This window comes from Serratia sp. LTN-2, assembly GCF_059740205.1.
The window spans coordinates 665,121-681,456 of the sequence record NZ_JCAXDO010000001.1 but is presented as its reverse complement, the minus strand read 5'-3'; the positions used below and the strand labels follow the sequence as shown (position 1 = coordinate 681,456).

Annotated in this window: 13 protein-coding genes; 9 read left to right on the top strand and 4 right to left on the bottom strand. The window is 60.4% G+C overall.

What is annotated here, in order from left to right:
* The first annotated feature begins 294 nt into the window (after positions 1–294).
* Positions 295–1,248: an HTH-type transcriptional regulator Cbl gene (gene cbl, locus AC6BYQ_RS03145; protein ID WP_019452911.1), complete on the top strand. Its 954-nt coding sequence runs from the start codon at positions 295–297 to the stop codon at positions 1,246–1,248.
* A gap of 249 nt (positions 1,249–1,497) precedes the next feature.
* On the opposite strand, the gene AC6BYQ_RS03140 is transcribed toward cbl, so the two are convergent.
* Positions 1,498–2,124 carry a hypothetical protein gene (locus AC6BYQ_RS03140; RefSeq protein WP_498056270.1) on the bottom strand — a complete coding sequence of 209 codons (627 nt, stop codon included), beginning with the start codon at positions 2,122–2,124 and terminating at the stop codon, positions 1,498–1,500.
* 279 nt (positions 2,125–2,403) lie between these two features.
* Between AC6BYQ_RS03140 and AC6BYQ_RS03135 the strand changes: the two genes are divergently transcribed.
* The 7 genes from AC6BYQ_RS03135 (at position 2,404) to AC6BYQ_RS03105 (ending at position 10,941) form a co-directional block, all read left to right on the top strand.
* The gene (locus AC6BYQ_RS03135) at positions 2,404–3,972 is read left to right on the top strand and encodes an ABC transporter substrate-binding protein (protein ID WP_154746377.1); all 1,569 of its coding nucleotides are present in this window, start codon (positions 2,404–2,406) and stop codon (positions 3,970–3,972) included.
* A complete protein-coding gene (locus AC6BYQ_RS03130; RefSeq protein WP_154746376.1) occupies positions 3,972–5,027 on the top strand; it encodes an ABC transporter permease in 1,056 nt (351 codons plus the stop codon). Before AC6BYQ_RS03135 ends, AC6BYQ_RS03130 begins: the two co-directional genes overlap by 1 nt.
* On the top strand, positions 5,024–5,893 hold the full coding sequence (locus AC6BYQ_RS03125) for an ABC transporter permease (RefSeq protein WP_198636594.1): 870 nt from the start codon (positions 5,024–5,026) through the stop codon (positions 5,891–5,893). The genes AC6BYQ_RS03130 and AC6BYQ_RS03125 overlap by 4 nt, the downstream gene beginning before the upstream one ends.
* Positions 5,883–6,725 carry an ABC transporter ATP-binding protein gene (locus AC6BYQ_RS03120; RefSeq protein ID WP_498056269.1) on the top strand — a complete coding sequence of 281 codons (843 nt, stop codon included), beginning with the start codon at positions 5,883–5,885 and terminating at the stop codon, positions 6,723–6,725. Before AC6BYQ_RS03125 ends, AC6BYQ_RS03120 begins: the two co-directional genes overlap by 11 nt.
* Positions 6,722–7,393 (top strand): ABC transporter ATP-binding protein, encoded by a 672-nt coding sequence (locus AC6BYQ_RS03115; RefSeq protein ID WP_498056268.1) that lies wholly within the window; start codon positions 6,722–6,724, stop codon positions 7,391–7,393. The genes AC6BYQ_RS03120 and AC6BYQ_RS03115 overlap by 4 nt, the downstream gene beginning before the upstream one ends.
* A 132-nt stretch (positions 7,394–7,525) precedes the next feature.
* Positions 7,526–9,100 carry an ABC transporter substrate-binding protein gene (locus AC6BYQ_RS03110; protein ID WP_025159828.1) on the top strand — a complete coding sequence of 525 codons (1,575 nt, stop codon included), beginning with the start codon at positions 7,526–7,528 and terminating at the stop codon, positions 9,098–9,100.
* Positions 9,101–9,330: 230 nt separating this feature from the next.
* Positions 9,331–10,941, top strand: coding sequence for a hypothetical protein (locus AC6BYQ_RS03105; protein WP_498056267.1), 1,611 nt, complete (start codon positions 9,331–9,333; stop codon positions 10,939–10,941).
* Here AC6BYQ_RS03105 and AC6BYQ_RS03100 read toward each other — a convergent pair.
* Positions 10,938–11,606, bottom strand: coding sequence for a prepilin peptidase (locus AC6BYQ_RS03100; protein WP_498056266.1), 669 nt, complete (start codon positions 11,604–11,606; stop codon positions 10,938–10,940). The genes AC6BYQ_RS03105 and AC6BYQ_RS03100 overlap by 4 nt on opposite strands.
* A gap of 426 nt (positions 11,607–12,032) precedes the next feature.
* Here AC6BYQ_RS03100 and AC6BYQ_RS03095 point away from each other — a divergent pair, with 426 nt between their 5' ends.
* Entirely contained in the window at positions 12,033–13,544 is a 1,512-nt protein-coding gene (locus AC6BYQ_RS03095; RefSeq protein WP_019452901.1) for a YchO/YchP family invasin, read from the top strand.
* On the opposite strand, the gene narL is transcribed toward AC6BYQ_RS03095, so the two are convergent.
* Together narL and narX are read right to left on the bottom strand one after the other, a co-directional pair.
* On the bottom strand, positions 13,541–14,191 hold the full coding sequence (gene narL, locus AC6BYQ_RS03090) for a two-component system response regulator NarL (protein WP_019452900.1): 651 nt from the start codon (positions 14,189–14,191) through the stop codon (positions 13,541–13,543). The two genes, AC6BYQ_RS03095 and narL, sit on opposite strands and share 4 nt — an antisense overlap.
* Positions 14,192–14,201: 10 nt before the next feature.
* Positions 14,202–15,986 (bottom strand): nitrate/nitrite two-component system sensor histidine kinase NarX, encoded by a 1,785-nt coding sequence (narX, locus tag AC6BYQ_RS03085; RefSeq protein WP_019452899.1) that lies wholly within the window; start codon positions 15,984–15,986, stop codon positions 14,202–14,204.
* Positions 15,987–16,336 lie beyond the last annotated feature (350 nt).

Here is a 16,336-nt window from a genome sequence, read left to right as displayed (position 1 = left end):
GCAGGGCAGCAGACACTGAAGGGCTCAGCATGCTGAGCCCTTTTTATATATCTAATGCCTATATTTAATAACTTTCTTCTGCATGATTATTTAATGCTTATTTTTTGTATGGTTACTTATCTCTTTATTTTTAAAGCCATTCGGCATTTCGTTGTGCCTTGTTGAGCCGAGAGCAACGATGAATAATTCACTTAGTATTAAATTGCATAACTAAAGGTTATTTCTTATTTGTTCAGCCTCGCAGGACTCCGTATCAATATGGCAAACGCTACTGCAAGAAACAGGGAGACGGGGATGAACTTTCAACAATTAAAAATTATTCGTGAATCGGCGCGCTGCAACTACAACCTGACTGAGGTCGCCAATACCTTATTTACCTCGCAGTCCGGCGTCAGCCGCCATATTCGCGAGCTGGAAGAAGAACTGGGTATCGAAATATTCATTCGCCGCGGCAAGCGCTTGCTGGGCATGACCGAACCCGGCAAAGAGCTGCTGGTGGTGGCGGAGCGCATTCTCAACGATGCCAATAACATCCGTCGCCTGGCGGACGTTTTCAGCAGCAACGATTCGGGGCAGCTGCATATCGCGACGACGCACACTCAGGCGCGCTACAGCCTGCCGGGGGTGATCAAAGAGTTTCGCGCGCTTTATCCACGGGTGCGGGTGGTGCTCAACCAGGGTAGCCCGGAGGAGATCGCTTCGATGTTGGCCGCCGGCGAAGCCGATATCGGCATCGCCAGCGAACGATTGATGAGTGACGAATCGTTGGCGGCGTTTCCTTACTATCGCTGGCATCACACCATTCTGGTGCCGGAGGGGCACGAGTTGACGCGACAGCCGCAGGTGACGCTGGAGATGCTCAGCACCTTGCCGCTGATTACTTACCGCCAGGGCATTACCGGGCGCGCGAAGCTGGATGCGGCGTTTAAAACGGCGGGGCTGACGCCGGACATCGCGCTCAGCGCACAGGACTCCGACGTGATTAAAACCTACGTTGAATTGGGGTTAGGCGTGGGCGTGCTGGCCGACATGTCGTATGAAAAAGAACGCGATCGCGGATTGGTCAGTCTCAACGCCGAGCATTTGTTTGAACCTAATACGGTATGGTTGGGCCTGAAGCGCAGCCAGCTGCAGCGCAATTATGCCTGGCGCTTTATTCAGCTGTGCAACCCTACGCTGTCGCTAACCGAAATCAAGGACAAAGTCTTCTCGTCGCAGCTGGATGCGGTGATTGACTATCAGATTTAAGCGAGAGACGTTGTCCTAAAAGGAGTGCTCGCGGGCTAATGCATGGTCAGTCATCGGTACGTTCGATAAGGTGACGCTTGCTTTTTCTGAACGGGCCGATGGCTTCCCATTCCGGGAGTTCTTCGGCTGGACGTGGATTGGCCATCTCCCAGCGATGGTACTGACGTAAAATCTCGATGGCGATGCGTTTTTGCTCTTGAATGGAGAGCGTGGGGTTCGGTCAGATCCTTATTTTCCATTTTGGCTTCCTTACTGCTCGTTATTTATACGCACCTTATCACATCTGGTGCCGTACTTTTCCAGCGATTGTATGTAATTTTTCAGCGCGTTGAAGCGGGTTTTACATGTCATGGTGCCGGGTATCACTTCAAAGGCGGCCTGGCGTGTATACAGTGCTAACACGCGATGGTTAATGGCGTGGCTGATAAGTATGTCCGGTGGCGACGCCGGCGTCAGCCCCTGCTCTTGCAGGTTCAGGCCATACAGATATAGCGCCTGCAAGCAGTTGCGCAGCATATTGCCTTTCAGGGGATGTTGCGTTTCGCGCAGGGAGAAATTCTCCAGCGCGACAAGTTCGATAACGTTCTCCGCCTGGAGATAACGGCACAGGCAAAAGCCGGCGCGGCTTAGCGGGCTGGCCATTTGCCGGTAGACAAAAGCGAAACTCATCGGCATTTGGACATGATATTTAAACAGAGAGCGCCAATTTAACGTATGGCCGTTTTTTCTGCCTTTTTGCCAGCGCCGGTCTTGTACCGTCAGACGAGTCATAAACAGATTCGACTCAAGCAGCACGCTGTTCATGTCTGCCAGCGTTTGCTCTATCGCTCTCTCATGCAGGAGTGAGCAGCCATTTTCTGATGGATAGTTTGCCATTTGCCCGTCCTTTGGGTGACTGAGCTCACGTTAGTCACCCGATGAAACAGACTCAAACCCCGACTTTCATCGCTGCGAATCGCGCCGCAAAGACAGTAGGCAATTGCCGCGACGTGGCGCGAGAGTGCGACCTGCCGCGCAATCCTTGCCCTAATAATCAAAATCCCAGCTATATACATAAAAAGAATATCTATAGTGATTTAAGTACCTTCAGCTGCCGATCGTGCTCGCATACACTCGCAAAATTATTATAAATTCCATCCGCTTGGAGAGTTTCAGATGAAAGCGCTCGTTCCTTCTTTGCTGTTTTTGGCCGTGGCGGCCAGCGCAAACGTACAGGCGGCGACGCCGGCCAACACGCTGGTGATCGCGCAATCTATCGATGACGTGGTCAGTTTTGACCCGGCCCAGGGATTTGAGTTGACCACGGTGCAGTCGTTCAACAGCCTGTATCAACGTCTGATCCAGTCTGATCCGCACAACCCCATCGATCTCAAGCCGACCCTGGCCAGCAGCTGGCAGGCCGGTGCCGACAACCGCAGCCTGACCTTCCGTCTGCGTCCGGACGCCAGGTTCGCCAGCGGCAACCCGCTGCGGCCGGAGGATGTGATCTTCTCGCTTTCAAGGGTGGTGAAGCTGAATCTGGAACCGTCGTTTATCCTGACGCAGCTGGGCTGGAACGCGAAAAACGTCGAGCAACATCTGATCAAAGTGGATGACCACCAGGTGAAAATCAGCTGGAGTGAAAACGTCAGCCCGGCCTTTGTGCTCAGCCTGCTGTCGGCGCCGGTATCGTCGATCGTCGACGCCAAAGAGGCGCTGGCACATCAGCAGGGCGACGATCTGGGCCACCAGTGGCTGAACAGCCACTCCGCCGGCAGCGGCCCTTACAAAATCCGCACCTATGTGCCGCACGAAGTGGTAGTGCTGGACGCCAACCCGGGCTCGCCGGAAGGCGCGCCGACGCTGAAAACCATCCTGATCAAAAACGTGCCCGATCCGGCCGCGCGTCGCTTGCTGATCGAGCAGGGCGATGCCGATATCGCACGCAACCTGGGGGCCGACCAAATGGCGGCCTTGAAGGGCAAGCCGGGCGTCAAACCGCTGGCTATTCCTTATGCTTCGCTGTATTTCCTGCAGTTCAACGCCAAGGCGTCGCCGGCGCTCGGCAACCCGGCTTTCTGGGAGGCGGCGCGTTGGCTGTTCGATTATAAAGGCATCGCCGACGATCTGCTGAAAGGGCAGTTCCAGAGCCATCAGGCGTTTCTGCCGGAGGGTTATCTGGGGGCGCTCAAGGATCAGCCATACAGCTTCAATCCGCAAAAAGCCAAAGAGATACTAGCCAAAGCGGGGCTCAGCAACGTCAGTTTCCGTCTGGACGTCAACAATCAGCCGCCGTATCTGGATATCGCCCAGGCGCTGCAGGCCAGTTTCGCCCAGGGCGGCGTGAAGGTCGAATTGGTGCCGGGCATCAGCTCACAGGTCTCCACCAAGGTGAAAGCGCTTAACTACGATGCGACGCTGACTTCCTGGGGGCCGGATTATTTCGACCCTAACACCAATGCCGCAGCCTTCGCCTACAATCCGGAAGACGGCAGCAAAACGCTGGCCTGGCGCGCTAACTGGCAGATCCCGGCGCTGAGCAAGCTGACGTTGGCCGCCACCGCGGAAAACGACACCGCCAAACGGGTGGCCGACTACCAGCAACTGCAAAAACAGGTGCAGCAAAGCTCGCCGTTCGTCATCGGCCTGCAGGCGCGCAGCCTGATCGCGGTGCGCGACAATCTCAAGGGCTATGTACAGGGCATCAACCCTGACATGGTGTTCTACAGCAAGGTCAGCAAGTAATGGCCGCTGAACTCTCCGCTTCCGCCGGAGCTGCCCGGCGGTATTGGCGCTGGGGCGGGCGGCTGCTTGGCGGCGCGCTGTCACTGGCGTTAACGCTGCTCGGCCTGCTGTTGTTCACCTTCATGTTGTCGCACCTGGCGCCGATCGATCCGGCGCTGCAGGTGGCGGGCGATCACGCCAGTGAAGCCACCTATGCGCAGGTGCGGCATGAGCTGGGGCTGGATCAGCCGCTGCCGGTGCAGTTTTGGCGTTATCTGACGCACCTGGCGCACGGCGATCTGGGCATTTCGCGCATCACCGCCCAGCCGGTGTTGAGCGATCTGCTGCGTACCTTCCCGGCGACGGTGGAGCTGGCCACTTGCGCCATTATCCTCGGCGCCCTCGGCGGCATTACGCTGGCGTTTCTGGCGGTGCTCAAACCGGGCAGCTGGCTGGATAACGCGGCGCGTTTGCTGTCGCTGATCGGCTATTCGGTGCCGATTTTCTGGCTGAGCCTGCTCGGGCTGCTGCTGTTCTACGCCACGCTGCACTGGTCGGCGGGGCCGGGGCGGCTGGACGATATCTACTTGTACAGCATGGAGCCGCGCAGCGGTTTCGTGTTGATCGACAGCTGGCTGTCCGGCGATCGCGAGATGTTCTATAACGCCATCAGCCACCTGTGGCTGCCGGTGGTGGCGCTGGCGCTGCTGTCGATGGCGGGCATCACCCGGCTGCTGCGTGCGGCGATGCTGGAAGAGTGCAACAAGGAATACGTGACGCTGGCGCGTTCCAAGGGAGCCGGGCGTCTGCGCATTCTGCTGCGCCACGTGTTTCCTAACGTGCTGGGCACGCTGATCACCGTACTTTCTCTCTCCTACGCCAGCCTGCTGGAGGGCGCGGTATTGACCGAAACGGTGTTCGCCTGGCCCGGCGTCGGGCGTTACCTGACTTCGGCGCTGTTTGCCGCCGACACGCCGGCGATCCTCGGCGCCACGCTGCTGATCGGCACCTGTTTTGTGCTGTTGAATGCGCTGGCTGACGCCTTGACCTATTTAGTGGATCCGCGAACCCGATGAGCCAATATCTTTCTGAACACGAACCGCAAAGCGAGCCGGCCGTCGGTTACCGCACCGGTCGGCGGTTGACCACGCTGACGCTGGGCGCGGCGCTGGTCGCGATCCTGATCGTCACCGCGTTGCTGGCCCCGTGGCTGGCGCCTTTCGATCCTAATCTGCAGCATATTGAGCTGCGTTTGCTGCCACCTTCCGCCGAGCATTGGCTGGGCACCGACGGCTTCGGCCGCGATTTGCTCTCCCGCGTGATTTACGGCGCGCGGCCGACGCTGATTCTGGTGTCGCTGATTCTGGTGCTGACCATTCCTATCGGTCTGCTGGTCGGTATCTGTGCCGGTTATCTCGGCGGCTGGGTTGAACGCGTTTTGATGCGCCTGACCGATATTTTCCTGTCGTTGCCGAGTCTGGTGATTGCGCTGGCGTTCGTGGCGGTGATGGGGCCGGGGCTGATGAACGGCGCGCTGGCGCTGGCATTGACCAGTTGGCCGGCCTTTGCCCGCCAGGCGCGGGCCGAAACCCTGGCGCTGAGGCGCAGCGATTACCTGGCGGCGGCGCGCATGCAGGGTATCCGCGGGCTGCGGCTGATGGTTGGCCACATTTTGCCGCTGTGCCTGCCGAGCGCGGTGGTGCGCGCGGCGCTGAGCCTGGGCGGCATCATCCTGTCAGCCGCCGGTCTGGGGTTCCTCGGCATGGGCGTCGCGCCGCCGACCGCCGAATGGGGCTCGATGGTGGCCGAAGGCAGCAAAGTGATTTTCGACCAATGGTGGGTCGCCGCCGCACCGGGCGGGGCGATCCTGTTCGCCAGCCTGGCCTTTAACCTGCTGGGCGATGGCCTGCGCGACAAAATGGATCCTCGTCATGGGCACTGATAACACCTTATTGACCGTCGAGCGTTTGGCGATCGGCGTGCCGGGGCCGCAGCCGGTGGCGCTGGTGAAAAATATTTCGTTCAGCATGGGGCGGGAGCGCCTGGCGCTGGTCGGCGAGTCCGGCTCGGGCAAATCGTTGACCGCGCGTGCGCTGATGGGGCTGTTGCCGCCGCCGTTGCAGCTGCAGGCGCAGCGCCTGACGCTGGGCGGTGAAGACCTTACGCGGCTGAGCGAGCGCCAGTGGAGCCGGCTGCGCGGCGATCGGGTGGCGATGGTGATGCAAGATCCCAAGCATGCGCTGAACCCCAATCAGCCGATTGGGCATCAGGTCGAGGAGCCGCTGGTGCTGCATGCGAAGCTGAGTCGCGCCGAGCGGCGTGAAAAAGTGTTGGAGATGCTGGCGGCGGTCGGGCTGCCCGATCCGGCGGCGCTGTGCCGGCGCTATCCGCATCAGCTCTCCGGCGGCATGGGGCAGCGGGTGATGCTGGCCATTGCGCTGATCAACGATCCGCAGCTGCTGATTGCCGACGAACCGACTTCGGCGCTGGATCACCAGATGCGCGATCAGGTGCTGCAGCTGATAGAAAATCTGGTCGCACAACGCAATATGGGCCTGATCCTGATCAGCCACGATTTGCAGCAGGTGGCGCACCACTGCGAACGGGTATTGGTGATGTACAAGGGTGAGCTGTTGGATCAGCTGCCGGCGACGCAGTTGGCGCAGGCCACGCACCCCTATACCCGCACGCTGTGGGCGTGCCGGCCGAGTCGCGAGACGCGCGGCAAACCATTGCCGGTGCTGGATCGGGCGCTGTTGGAGACCTTGAAATGAGCGTGATTGCACTGGATAACCTGAGCGTCAGCCATCGTCAGGGATACGAACTGCGCACCGTGGTGCATGACGTTAACCTGCGCATCGAACCGGGCGAGTGTTTCGGGCTGGTGGGGCCTTCCGGCTGCGGCAAGTCCTCGTTGCTGTGGGTATTGGCCGGGCTGAACGACAGCTGGCGCGGCGGCTTTGAGCTGTTGGGGCGGCGGCTGCAACCGGGCCAGGCATTTACCGGCCCACTGCGGCGCGAAGTGCAGATGGTGTTTCAGGATCCCTATGCTTCGCTGCACCCCAAACACCGGCTGCTGCGCACGTTGTCCGAGCCGCTCAAACTGCTGCAGGAAAGCGATATCGAACGCAAGATCAGCGCGGGATTTCGCCAGGTCGGGTTGGATCCGCGCCTGCTGGATCGCTATCCGCATCAGCTGTCGGGCGGCCAGCGCCAGCGCGTGGCGATCGTGCGCGCGCTGCTGTTGCGGCCGAAGCTGCTGCTGCTGGATGAGCCGACCTCGGCGTTGGATATGTCGGTACAGGCGGAGATCCTCAACCTGCTCAACGAGCTGAAGCAGGCGGGCGATCTGACCATGGTGCTGGTCAGCCACGATGCGGACGTCATCGACCACATGTGCGATCGCGCGGTGGCGATGGCGCACGGCCGCATCATCGTTTAAACCTGTGCCCGCCAACGCGGCGGACATATCCATCTTGGTAATAAATAAAGCAATTTATCGTCGTTCTTCTGTTAATTCTAACCCCCTACACTCGAAAAACAACGCAACCGCGTGATTGTGGAGAGTGTATCGATGAAACGGTTAATTCCAACTTTGTTGTGTGGCGCGCTGGCGGCCGCTTTCGGTGCGCAGGCCGCCACCCCGCAAGACACCCTGGTGGTGGTCAGTTCGCTGGAGGGCATTATCAGCCTCGATCCGGCGGAGAGTTTTGAGACCGTCAGCTCAGCCAATTTGGTCAACCTCTATCAGCGCCTGGTGGCGCCGGATCGCGCCGCGCCGCAAAAGCTGGCGCCGGACGCCGCAGGCAGTTGGCAAGCGGGCGCCGATGGCCGCAGCCTGACTTTTACCCTGAAACCGCAGCAACGCTTCGCCTCCGGTAATCCGTTACGGCCTGAGGACGTGATTTTCTCACTGGTGCGTGCGGTGAAGCTGAACAAGGCGCCGTCGTTTATTCTCGCCGAGTTTGGTTGGACGCCGGATAACGTTGAACAGCAGCTGAAGAAGATCGGGGATGACCAGGTGCAGCTCAGCTGGCCGGCCAATATCGGCAGTGAGCTGGCGCTGCGTCTGCTGACGGCGAATGTGGCTTCGATCGTGGATGAGAAGCTGCTGAATGAGCATGCGCAGCAGGGGGATTACGGCAACGCCTGGCTGCGCAGCCATTCCGCCGGCGGCGGCCCGTATCGGGTGAACAACTATGTGCCGCACGAGGCGCTGCTGTTTGGCCGCAACGACTATGCGCCGTCGCCGGCTCGGCTGAAAACGGTGCTGTTCAAGAATGTCAGCGACGCCGGCACCCGCCGCCTGCTGTTGCTGAAGGGGGATGCCGACGTGGCCTACGATCTGGGTGCCGATCAATTCGACTCGCTGCGCAAGGCGCCGGGCGTGCGCATCGAGCAGGCCGATGCGCCCCGGGTGTATTATCTCGGTTTCAACACCGGCAGCAAAGACAACCCGGCGCTGGGCAATCCGGCGCTGTGGCAGGCGGCGCGCTGGCTGGTGGACTATCAGAGCATCGCCGAGCGGTTGCTGAAAGGGCAATACCGGGTGCATCAGGCTTTCTTGCCGCAGGGATTGGACGGTGCGCTCAACGATCGGCCGTTTAAGCTCGACGTGGATAAAGCCAAACAGATCCTGCGCGATGCCGGCATCGCTGAAGGCACGCGCATCGACCTAATCGTCATCAATCAGCCGCCGTATACCGATATCGCCCAGGCGCTGCAGGCCAGTTTTGCGCAGGCCGGGCTGCGGTTGGATATCCATCCGGTGGTGGAAAGCGATCTGTGGGGCAAGATGCGCGGCCGCGATTTTCAGGCGATATTCACCTATTGGGGCGCCGACTACCTGGATCCGAACACCAACGCCAGCGCATTTGCTTATAACGTGGCCGACGGGCCGAAAACCCTGGCCTGGCGCACCCAATGGCGCATACCCGCCATCAGCGCGGAAACGCGCGCGGCGGCCGCGGAGGGCGACAACGCCGCGCGGAGCGCACGCTACGTTACGCTGCAGCGGGAACTGCAGGCCAGTTCGCCCTATGTTGTGGCGCTGCAGGGGCAAACGCTGGTGGCATTACGCAACAACGTTCAAGATGCTCGGGTGGATATCGCCAACAGCATGCTGTATCTGGACCGGGTGAGTAAGTAGCGACCGCGCTGCGCGCCTGGCCGGGCTTCTGGCGCGCCAAAGGCCGACAGCGTGTGAAATCGCGTGCTGTTGCAACCGCGAAACGCGAGATGTTGTATCAAGGTGAAATAAAATGAAATTTCATAACGTGCTCATGTGGCGGTGATAGATTGGCGCTGGAAGGTGGCGTTATTTACGCCTTTCAGCGCGGTCGTTCGCAATGATGCGAACACATCACGTCAGGAGAAATTATGGACAATAACGAAAACGTTCCAGTACAGCGCGCAGCAACCTTGCTCGCCACCGGTGAGGTTGTGACGCCGGAACAGTTTTATCAGGACAGCGACGGAAGCAACTGGGGGCCGGCGATCAACAAAGCGGCGGAGGCGGCGTTGCAAGCAGGCGGTACACTGTCTCTGGGGAAACGGGTATATACGGTCGCTGGACATGTACTCATTCAGACGACAACGGACATCTACGGCGGCATCGGTTTGCGGGTGGTCGGATTGGGGCGAGCGACCAAAATCGTCAAGACCGCGGACAGCAGTTACACCAATGAACAGGGTGAAACGAAGAAAGCGGTAATCGTAGTGAAAGGATTCGCCAATCTGACGCTGCACGGCTTGACGCTGCGGGATGATACCGGCGTAGACGACACCCACGGCGTATGGTTTAGCGATCGCAATATGACGAAGTTCGATATCCGTGATATCTACACCAACGTCGGCGGTTATTCGCTGTTTGTCTCGGGCGACATGTTCATTAACTGGCTGGTGAATGTGCAGATGGAGGCTAACGCCAGTCGCCCGGGCGATGGGGTGTTGTGGATGGACAAGTCCGGCACCACCAACTTTATCGATGGCCTTTATGCTGCGCGTGCCAAGGGTACTGCGTTCAGAATCTCAGGGTTTTACTCTACTGTCGGCTCGTTGGCTGCGGATGACTGCATCGGCGATATCTACTATTTCAAAGATTTTAACGGCACGATCAATTCATTGGGCTGCGAGAACCGCAACACGCAGCGCGCCGCCAATGTCAGCGTGCTGTCCACCAACTTTGCCCAAGGCACAATAGGCAATATCAATATCCAGGACGCGCAGAACGTGGAGAGCGGCGGCGTGTTGTGCCGATTCATCAACGAATCCCGTTGGGATATCGGCCAGTTGAGTCTTTACAGCGGTTCGACGACTCCCTTCCCGGTGGCGATCGCCGCCTGCAACAACAATACCGAGGTGACGTTCAGCAACGTATACAACGGCGGCGTAGCGGTAGCCGGCAAAAGCACCGTCGACGTCACGTCATTTTTGAGCGGAGTTGAGGCGATGAACAGTTTGGGGGAGCGGGGGATAGCGCCTTCCGCCACCAGCAATCATCTGCCACGCAATATCTCGAAACAGCAATCGTGGACTTTTTTAGGCACCCTGACTGCGCCGGATCGGCAACCCACAACGCACATTACTCTGCAACAGGGAGTAAGCACCAAAGTGCTGGCGTGCGATTTGTATATCACGTTCGATCTGTCTTCGCAGGCCGCCGCCTTTGTCGTCAATAAAGGCAGCTATAGCGCGAAAGGCGCTTTTATGCTGCGGCGCACCGGGCCGCTGAGCTGCGAAATATATTACCGTGTCGAGAAGGACTTTGGTTTTGGCAGCTATCAGGTGCAGACTACGCGAGGCAGCTATTGGCGACCGGATGGCGGATCGTTAAACGCACCGCCATCCGATGCGCTGGAAATCCGCAGCGATGAGGTGCTCTCCACGACCAGGCTCGCGGCGATCCAGCCCCTGGCCAATCCGACAACGGCCAGCACGGCGGAAGTGGCCGGCGTGCTCAATCGACTGATCGACGCGCTGAAGAACTAACCGAACAACGCCGGCATATTTTGGTCGGCGTTCATCATCAGCAACAGCCAGCCGGCGGCCGCCAGGGCGATGCCGAAAGGTTGCGGTGCGCGCCAGGCGCGGCGGTTGTGCAGGCCGTGCGCCAATGCCGCGCCGAGTCCGAATACTGCCGCCAGACAGACCAGCAGCGGCAATGCCGTCCAGCCGAGCCAGGCGCCCAGTGCCGCCAGCAGCTTGAAATCGCCCTGGCCAATGCCGTTACGCCCCCGCACCAGCCGATAGAGCGCGTTGAGCAGCCACAGTGCCCCGTAACCGGCGGCGCCGCCGATAACCGCGTCGTCCAGCGGCGCCCAGCGAGCGTCCAGGTTGCACAGCAGCCCACCCCACAGCAGCGGCTGAGTCAGTCGGTCCGGCAACCAGCGATGACGCCAGTCCAGCCACGCCAGGGCGATCAGCAGCGCCGCCGCCGCCGGCAACCATAACCGCTGCGCCGCCGGCAGCTCGAAAGGCAGCGCCGCCACAGTCAAACCCAGGGCCGTCAACAGCAGGCTGCGGCGACGTAATGTCGGCGGGGTGGCGCGTGTGGCTACCGTTCGCTCCAGCCGGGTGATGAGTGCGGAGGCGCCCAGGCCTGCCGCCAGCAGCGCGGTGAAAAACAGCGCGTGCCACAGTAGAGAAATTAACATCAGGACTCCGCCAACCGTAAAACAGGCGTTTAAAATAACGGCAAAATGCTGATTTCATCGGAGTGAAACGCGGCTGCCTGCGGGGAACGCGCGATAGCACGCATCGGCACTGTGCTGATTACATGGCAGTGCAACGCCATGCGCGGCGGCGCGCAGAGGCTGGCGTACTTTTTATCGGCAAAATCGGCGCTAAAATGGCGTGAATTCACCCGATGGCTGAAATGAAAGGGTAAACCGCGTAATGTGACGTCGTCACAAAAGAGGGATTAGGGGTTTATCCTATTGTTTCTTCTCGTCAAGCCGTTAGGCTTTAGGGTAGAGGCGCACCCGCCTGGTCGGGGCGTGAGGTTTTTCAGAACTGTCGCGGGAAGGCGGCGGCGCAGCAGTGGGTTGGCGTGCTCCAGGAAGGAGGGAGCTAACGGTGTCATGAACGACGTCATTCAGGCAGTACTCAACAAGACCAAAAAACGATTCTGGCGCCGGCGTCAGACGGCGTGGCTGGCCGGGCCGCTGATGTGGCTGGCCGGAGCGGCGCCCGCGTGCGCCGAGTCCCCACCGGCGCCGGACAGCGTGATCCCTTCCGAACAGACCGCCGCGGATCCTGCCGCGAATTTGCCCGAGCTGGGCGGTGCGCCCGACGACGCGGCGCGCGAAAAGCAGTGGGCCGAGATGGCCAAGCAGCTCGGTGAACAAGAGTTGAACAATGTGTCTCGTCAGCAGATGCGCAGCCGCGCTGAGGATTATTTGCTGGGCCAGGCGACCGGCGCGCTGCAGCAACAGGCGCAGGAGCTGCTGTCTCCGCTGGGGACCGCCCGGCTGTCGCTGAAGATGACCGGTGAGGGCGACTTTACCGGCAGCAATGGCCAGCTATTCAGCCCGCTGTACGACGTCGACGGGCTATTGACCTACAGCCAGATCGGCTGGCTGCAGCAAAGCGCCGGGGCGCTGGGCAATTTTGCACTGGGGCAGCGCTGGATCGCCGGCGATTGGCTGCTGGGTTACAACACCGCGCTCGACAGCGATTTCGCCCGGCAGCGCAATCGCGGCAGCATCGGCGCGGAGGCCTGGGGGGACTATCTGCGTTTCTCCACCAACTATTACTACCCGCTGTCGGCGTTGTCGCAACAGCCCGGCGATGGGGTGTTCTTCAGCCGTCCGGCGCGAGGCTACGACATCACGACGCAAGGCTATCTGCCGTTTTATCGCCAGATCGGCGGTTCGCTCAGCTATGAGCAATATCTGGGCGATAATGTCGATCTGTTCGGCAGCGGGAAAAAGCAAAACGATCCGCGCGCCATGCAGCTGGGGCTCAATTACACCCCGGTGCCGCTGGTGACGATGAAGGCGTTGCATAAGATTGGCGCGGGCGGCCAAAGCCAGGATCAGGTTGAGCTGGCGCTGAGCTATCGGCTCGGGGTGCCATTGGTGAAGCAGATTTCGCCGGAGTATGTGGCGCAGGCCAAGTCGTTGCGCGGCAGCCGCTACGATCCCATCGAGCGTAAAAATGTGCCGGTGCTGGAATTCCGTCAGCGCAAGACGCTGCAGGTGTTCCTGGCTACGCCGCCGTGGAACCTGCAGGCGGGAGAGACTGTGCCGCTGGTGCTGGAAATCAAGGCGTTACACGGGATTTCTCATGTCAGTTGGCAGGGGGATACGCAGGCGCTGAGCCTGACGCCGCCGCACAACGCCAACGATCCGCAGGGCTGGACGGCGATCGTGCCGCCGTGGGATGACGCGCCGGGTGCCGCCAACAGTTACCGGCTGTCGGTCACGCTGGAGGACGACAAGCAGCAACGCGTGACGTCCAACTGGATCGAGCTGAAAGTGGCGCCGCCGCTGACGGCGAGCGCCGGCGATGGCGAGGACCTGCCGGCGATCCAAACCCTGACGCCGCCGCCCATTCCGGCGCAAACCGGGCCGTTGTACGGGGAAGATTAACCGTTTTTACCCTGCAGCACCCACACGGCGGCCTCGACGCGGGATTTCAGCTTCATCTTTTTCAGCAGGTGTTTGACGTGCACCTTGACGGTGCTTTCCGTGATGGTCAGGCGGCGCGCGATCAGCTTGTTCGGCAGCCCCTGGGCGATCAGCTTGAGAATATCCCGTTCGCGCGGCGTCAGCTGCTGAATATCGCGCTCGGCGCTGGGGCGGTTTTCACGCAGGCTGGCGGCGAGGATCGGCGTCAGCGTTTCGCTGAGCACCATCTGCCCGGCCGCCGCCTGATGCAGCGCTTTCAGCAGTTCCTCCGGTTCCATGTCTTTCAACAGATAGCCGTCGGCGCCGCGCTTGAGCGCGCTGACGACATCGTCTTCATGGTTGGATACGCTGAACACCACGACGCGCCCTGACAGGTCGGTCTGGCGCAGGCGATCCAGCGTTTCCAGCCCGTTGATGCCGGGCATGTTCAGGTCGAGCAGGATCAGATCCGGATCGTGCTGTTGCGCCAGTTCCACGCCTTGCTCACCGCTGCCGGCTTCGGCGATAACCTGCAGGCGAGCGTCCATGCCGATCAGCTGTTTTACGCCGTTGCGCAGCATGGGATGGTCGTCGATCAGTAAAATTGTGGCGGCGGTTTCTGTCGTCATGGTGTCTCCGTTAGTCGATGGCGTGGTTATCCGGCGTGAAGCTGACTCGCACTTCGGTGCCGCCGCCGCTGCGCGGTAAAATGTCGCAGCGGCCATGCAGGCTCTTGGCGCGATCGCGCATGATGATCAGGCCGTAATGGTCGGGGCGGGACGTCTCGGCCGGCAGGCCGCGTCCGTTGTCGCAAACGCTCAGGGTCACTTCGCCCCGTTTATTGATGACCTGAATGCTCACCTGGCTGGCGGCGGCGTGCTTAAGGATGTTGCTGAGCGCCTCGCGGGCGATCTGCAGCAGATGAATGGCCTGATAGGCGGGCACCGTGCGCGGCCCGAGCTGGTAATCGAGGTTGATGGTCAGGCCCAGTTTGGGATTGAACTCCGCCACCGTCGATTGCAGCGCCGCCAGCAGGCCCGGTTCGGTCAGCTGCAGGCGGAAGGTGGTCAACAGCTCGCGCAGCTGGCGGTAGGCGCCGTTCAACTCTTCACGCATCTGTTGCACCAGCGCCTGGCTGGCGGAAGAGAGCGTTTCGCCCTGCATCTGCAGGCAGGCGATCTGCATTTTCAGGCAAGAGAGCGATTGAGCGATGGAGTCGTGCAGTTCGCGGGCGATCGCCGCCCGTTCCTCCATCAGCATCAGCTGTTGCTGGTGGTCGACCTGGCGTTCGATGGCCAGCACGCTGGTCAGTTGCTCTACCAGAGTGTTGATCAGTTGGCGGTGCTCATCGTTCAGCGGCTGTTGCGGCGCATGCTGAGCCACGATCACGCCGTAGTCGCCGAGTTTGTCGCTCAGGCTCCAGCTCAGCGACGGGTTATCGGGATGCTGGCGATCGCTGTCGTTCAGGCAGGCGCTGCACACCGGGTTGTGGCAGTGCTCCGGCCGCAACGGCTGGTTGCCGCTCAGCTGCAGCAGCGGTTCCCGGCTGTCGTTTTCATACAGCCGCACCTGGATGGCGCGCAGCGGCGTCAGGGTTTGCAGTTGGTTGAGCAGCGGCGTCAGGCGGCTGCATAGCGGTTCGTTGGCGTGCAGCTGGCGGCTGGCGCGATAGAGGAAGCTCAGCACTTGATTTTTCTGCTGCAGGTCGGCGGTCTTTTCGGCTACGCGTTGCTCCAGCCCGCTGTAGGTGGCAGACAGCTCATCGGACATGGTATTCAACGCGCCGCCGAGCGAGGCCATTTCATCCTGGTGTCCGCGCTGGGGAAAGCGGCGGCTGAAATCGCCGCGGCCCACCGCTAACGCCATCTCTACCAGTTGCCGCCAGGGATGCAGCAACCGGCGGCGCAGGTAGCAGGTGGTGCCGAACAACAGCAACAGCGTCAGTGCGATGAAGCCGGCCTGCACCAGCGTCACCATCAGCAGGCGGCGCTCGGTTTGCCGATCGATGTCCGATACCAGCTTGTCCAGCAGCTGCACGAAGTGCGCCACCTGCGGTGCGGCATCGGCCGGGCGCTGCGCGCTGCGCAGGCGAGGCTGCAGAGTCTGCTGCCAGTAGTCGCGCAAGGCGACGAAAGGCTGTGTCAGCCCCTCTTGTTCCACCGAGCGCTGCAGGTCTGGGCTGTTTTCGTCGCGTTCGAGCTCCTGAATCAGAATTTCGTGCCGCGCGTCCAGCGGCACCTGCGCCAGCAGGCGATAGCTTTGCATACGCAGCGAACCGGCCTTGTTGATGGCATGCGCGTTGCCCTGAATGCTTTGCGACATCCAGGCGGAAATGCCCATGCCGGCCACGCCCAGAATGCCCGACAGTAACATCAGCAGGGCGACCTGATTCACGATCGAAAGCGGGGCCAACAGGCGTTTCATAAGTCCGGATTCCTGGCGTTTAGCGCCGCTGAAGCTCAGGGGCGAAGGCGGCGACGGGGATAAAAAAAGTAACGATTCAGCCATATTTTTGATTATCCCTGAGCATAACCCCATACCTCGAATGAAGTACCCATTAGTTTCCAGTGAAGTGGCGAGCCGGTAAAAACAAGGAAGTGATGTTGATCAACTTATTGATTTTAGGTTGTTTAATTTTTTGTTTGCCCGTACCCCTAAGGGGATGAAGGCGCCGTTTACGCCGCCAACTACTTGCATTCGGGTTGATGTACATCAACTTTGCCGCCGGGGCCGCCCCCTAGGGTGTGCGGAATAATCCCCCGTGTCTGAGGTTT

Bases quoted from the DNA above. Each gene is read 5' to 3' on its own strand.
- cbl (WP_019452911.1), top strand. From the start codon at position 295: ATGAACTTTCAACAATTAAAAATTATTCGTGAATCGGCGCGCTGCAAC.
- AC6BYQ_RS03140 (WP_498056270.1), bottom strand. From the start codon at position 2,124: ATGGCAAACTATCCATCAGAAAATGGCTGCTCACTCCTGCATGAGAGA.
- AC6BYQ_RS03135 (WP_154746377.1), top strand. From the start codon at position 2,404: ATGAAAGCGCTCGTTCCTTCTTTGCTGTTTTTGGCCGTGGCGGCCAGC.
- AC6BYQ_RS03130 (WP_154746376.1), top strand. From the start codon at position 3,972: ATGGCCGCTGAACTCTCCGCTTCCGCCGGAGCTGCCCGGCGGTATTGG.
- AC6BYQ_RS03125 (WP_198636594.1), top strand. From the start codon at position 5,024: ATGAGCCAATATCTTTCTGAACACGAACCGCAAAGCGAGCCGGCCGTC.
- AC6BYQ_RS03120 (WP_498056269.1), top strand. From the start codon at position 5,883: ATGGGCACTGATAACACCTTATTGACCGTCGAGCGTTTGGCGATCGGC.
- AC6BYQ_RS03115 (WP_498056268.1), top strand. From the start codon at position 6,722: ATGAGCGTGATTGCACTGGATAACCTGAGCGTCAGCCATCGTCAGGGA.
- AC6BYQ_RS03110 (WP_025159828.1), top strand. From the start codon at position 7,526: ATGAAACGGTTAATTCCAACTTTGTTGTGTGGCGCGCTGGCGGCCGCT.
- AC6BYQ_RS03105 (WP_498056267.1), top strand. From the start codon at position 9,331: ATGGACAATAACGAAAACGTTCCAGTACAGCGCGCAGCAACCTTGCTC.
- AC6BYQ_RS03100 (WP_498056266.1), bottom strand. From the start codon at position 11,606: ATGTTAATTTCTCTACTGTGGCACGCGCTGTTTTTCACCGCGCTGCTG.
- AC6BYQ_RS03095 (WP_019452901.1), top strand. From the start codon at position 12,033: ATGAACGACGTCATTCAGGCAGTACTCAACAAGACCAAAAAACGATTC.
- narL (WP_019452900.1), bottom strand. From the start codon at position 14,191: ATGACGACAGAAACCGCCGCCACAATTTTACTGATCGACGACCATCCC.
- narX (WP_019452899.1), bottom strand. From the start codon at position 15,986: ATGAAACGCCTGTTGGCCCCGCTTTCGATCGTGAATCAGGTCGCCCTG.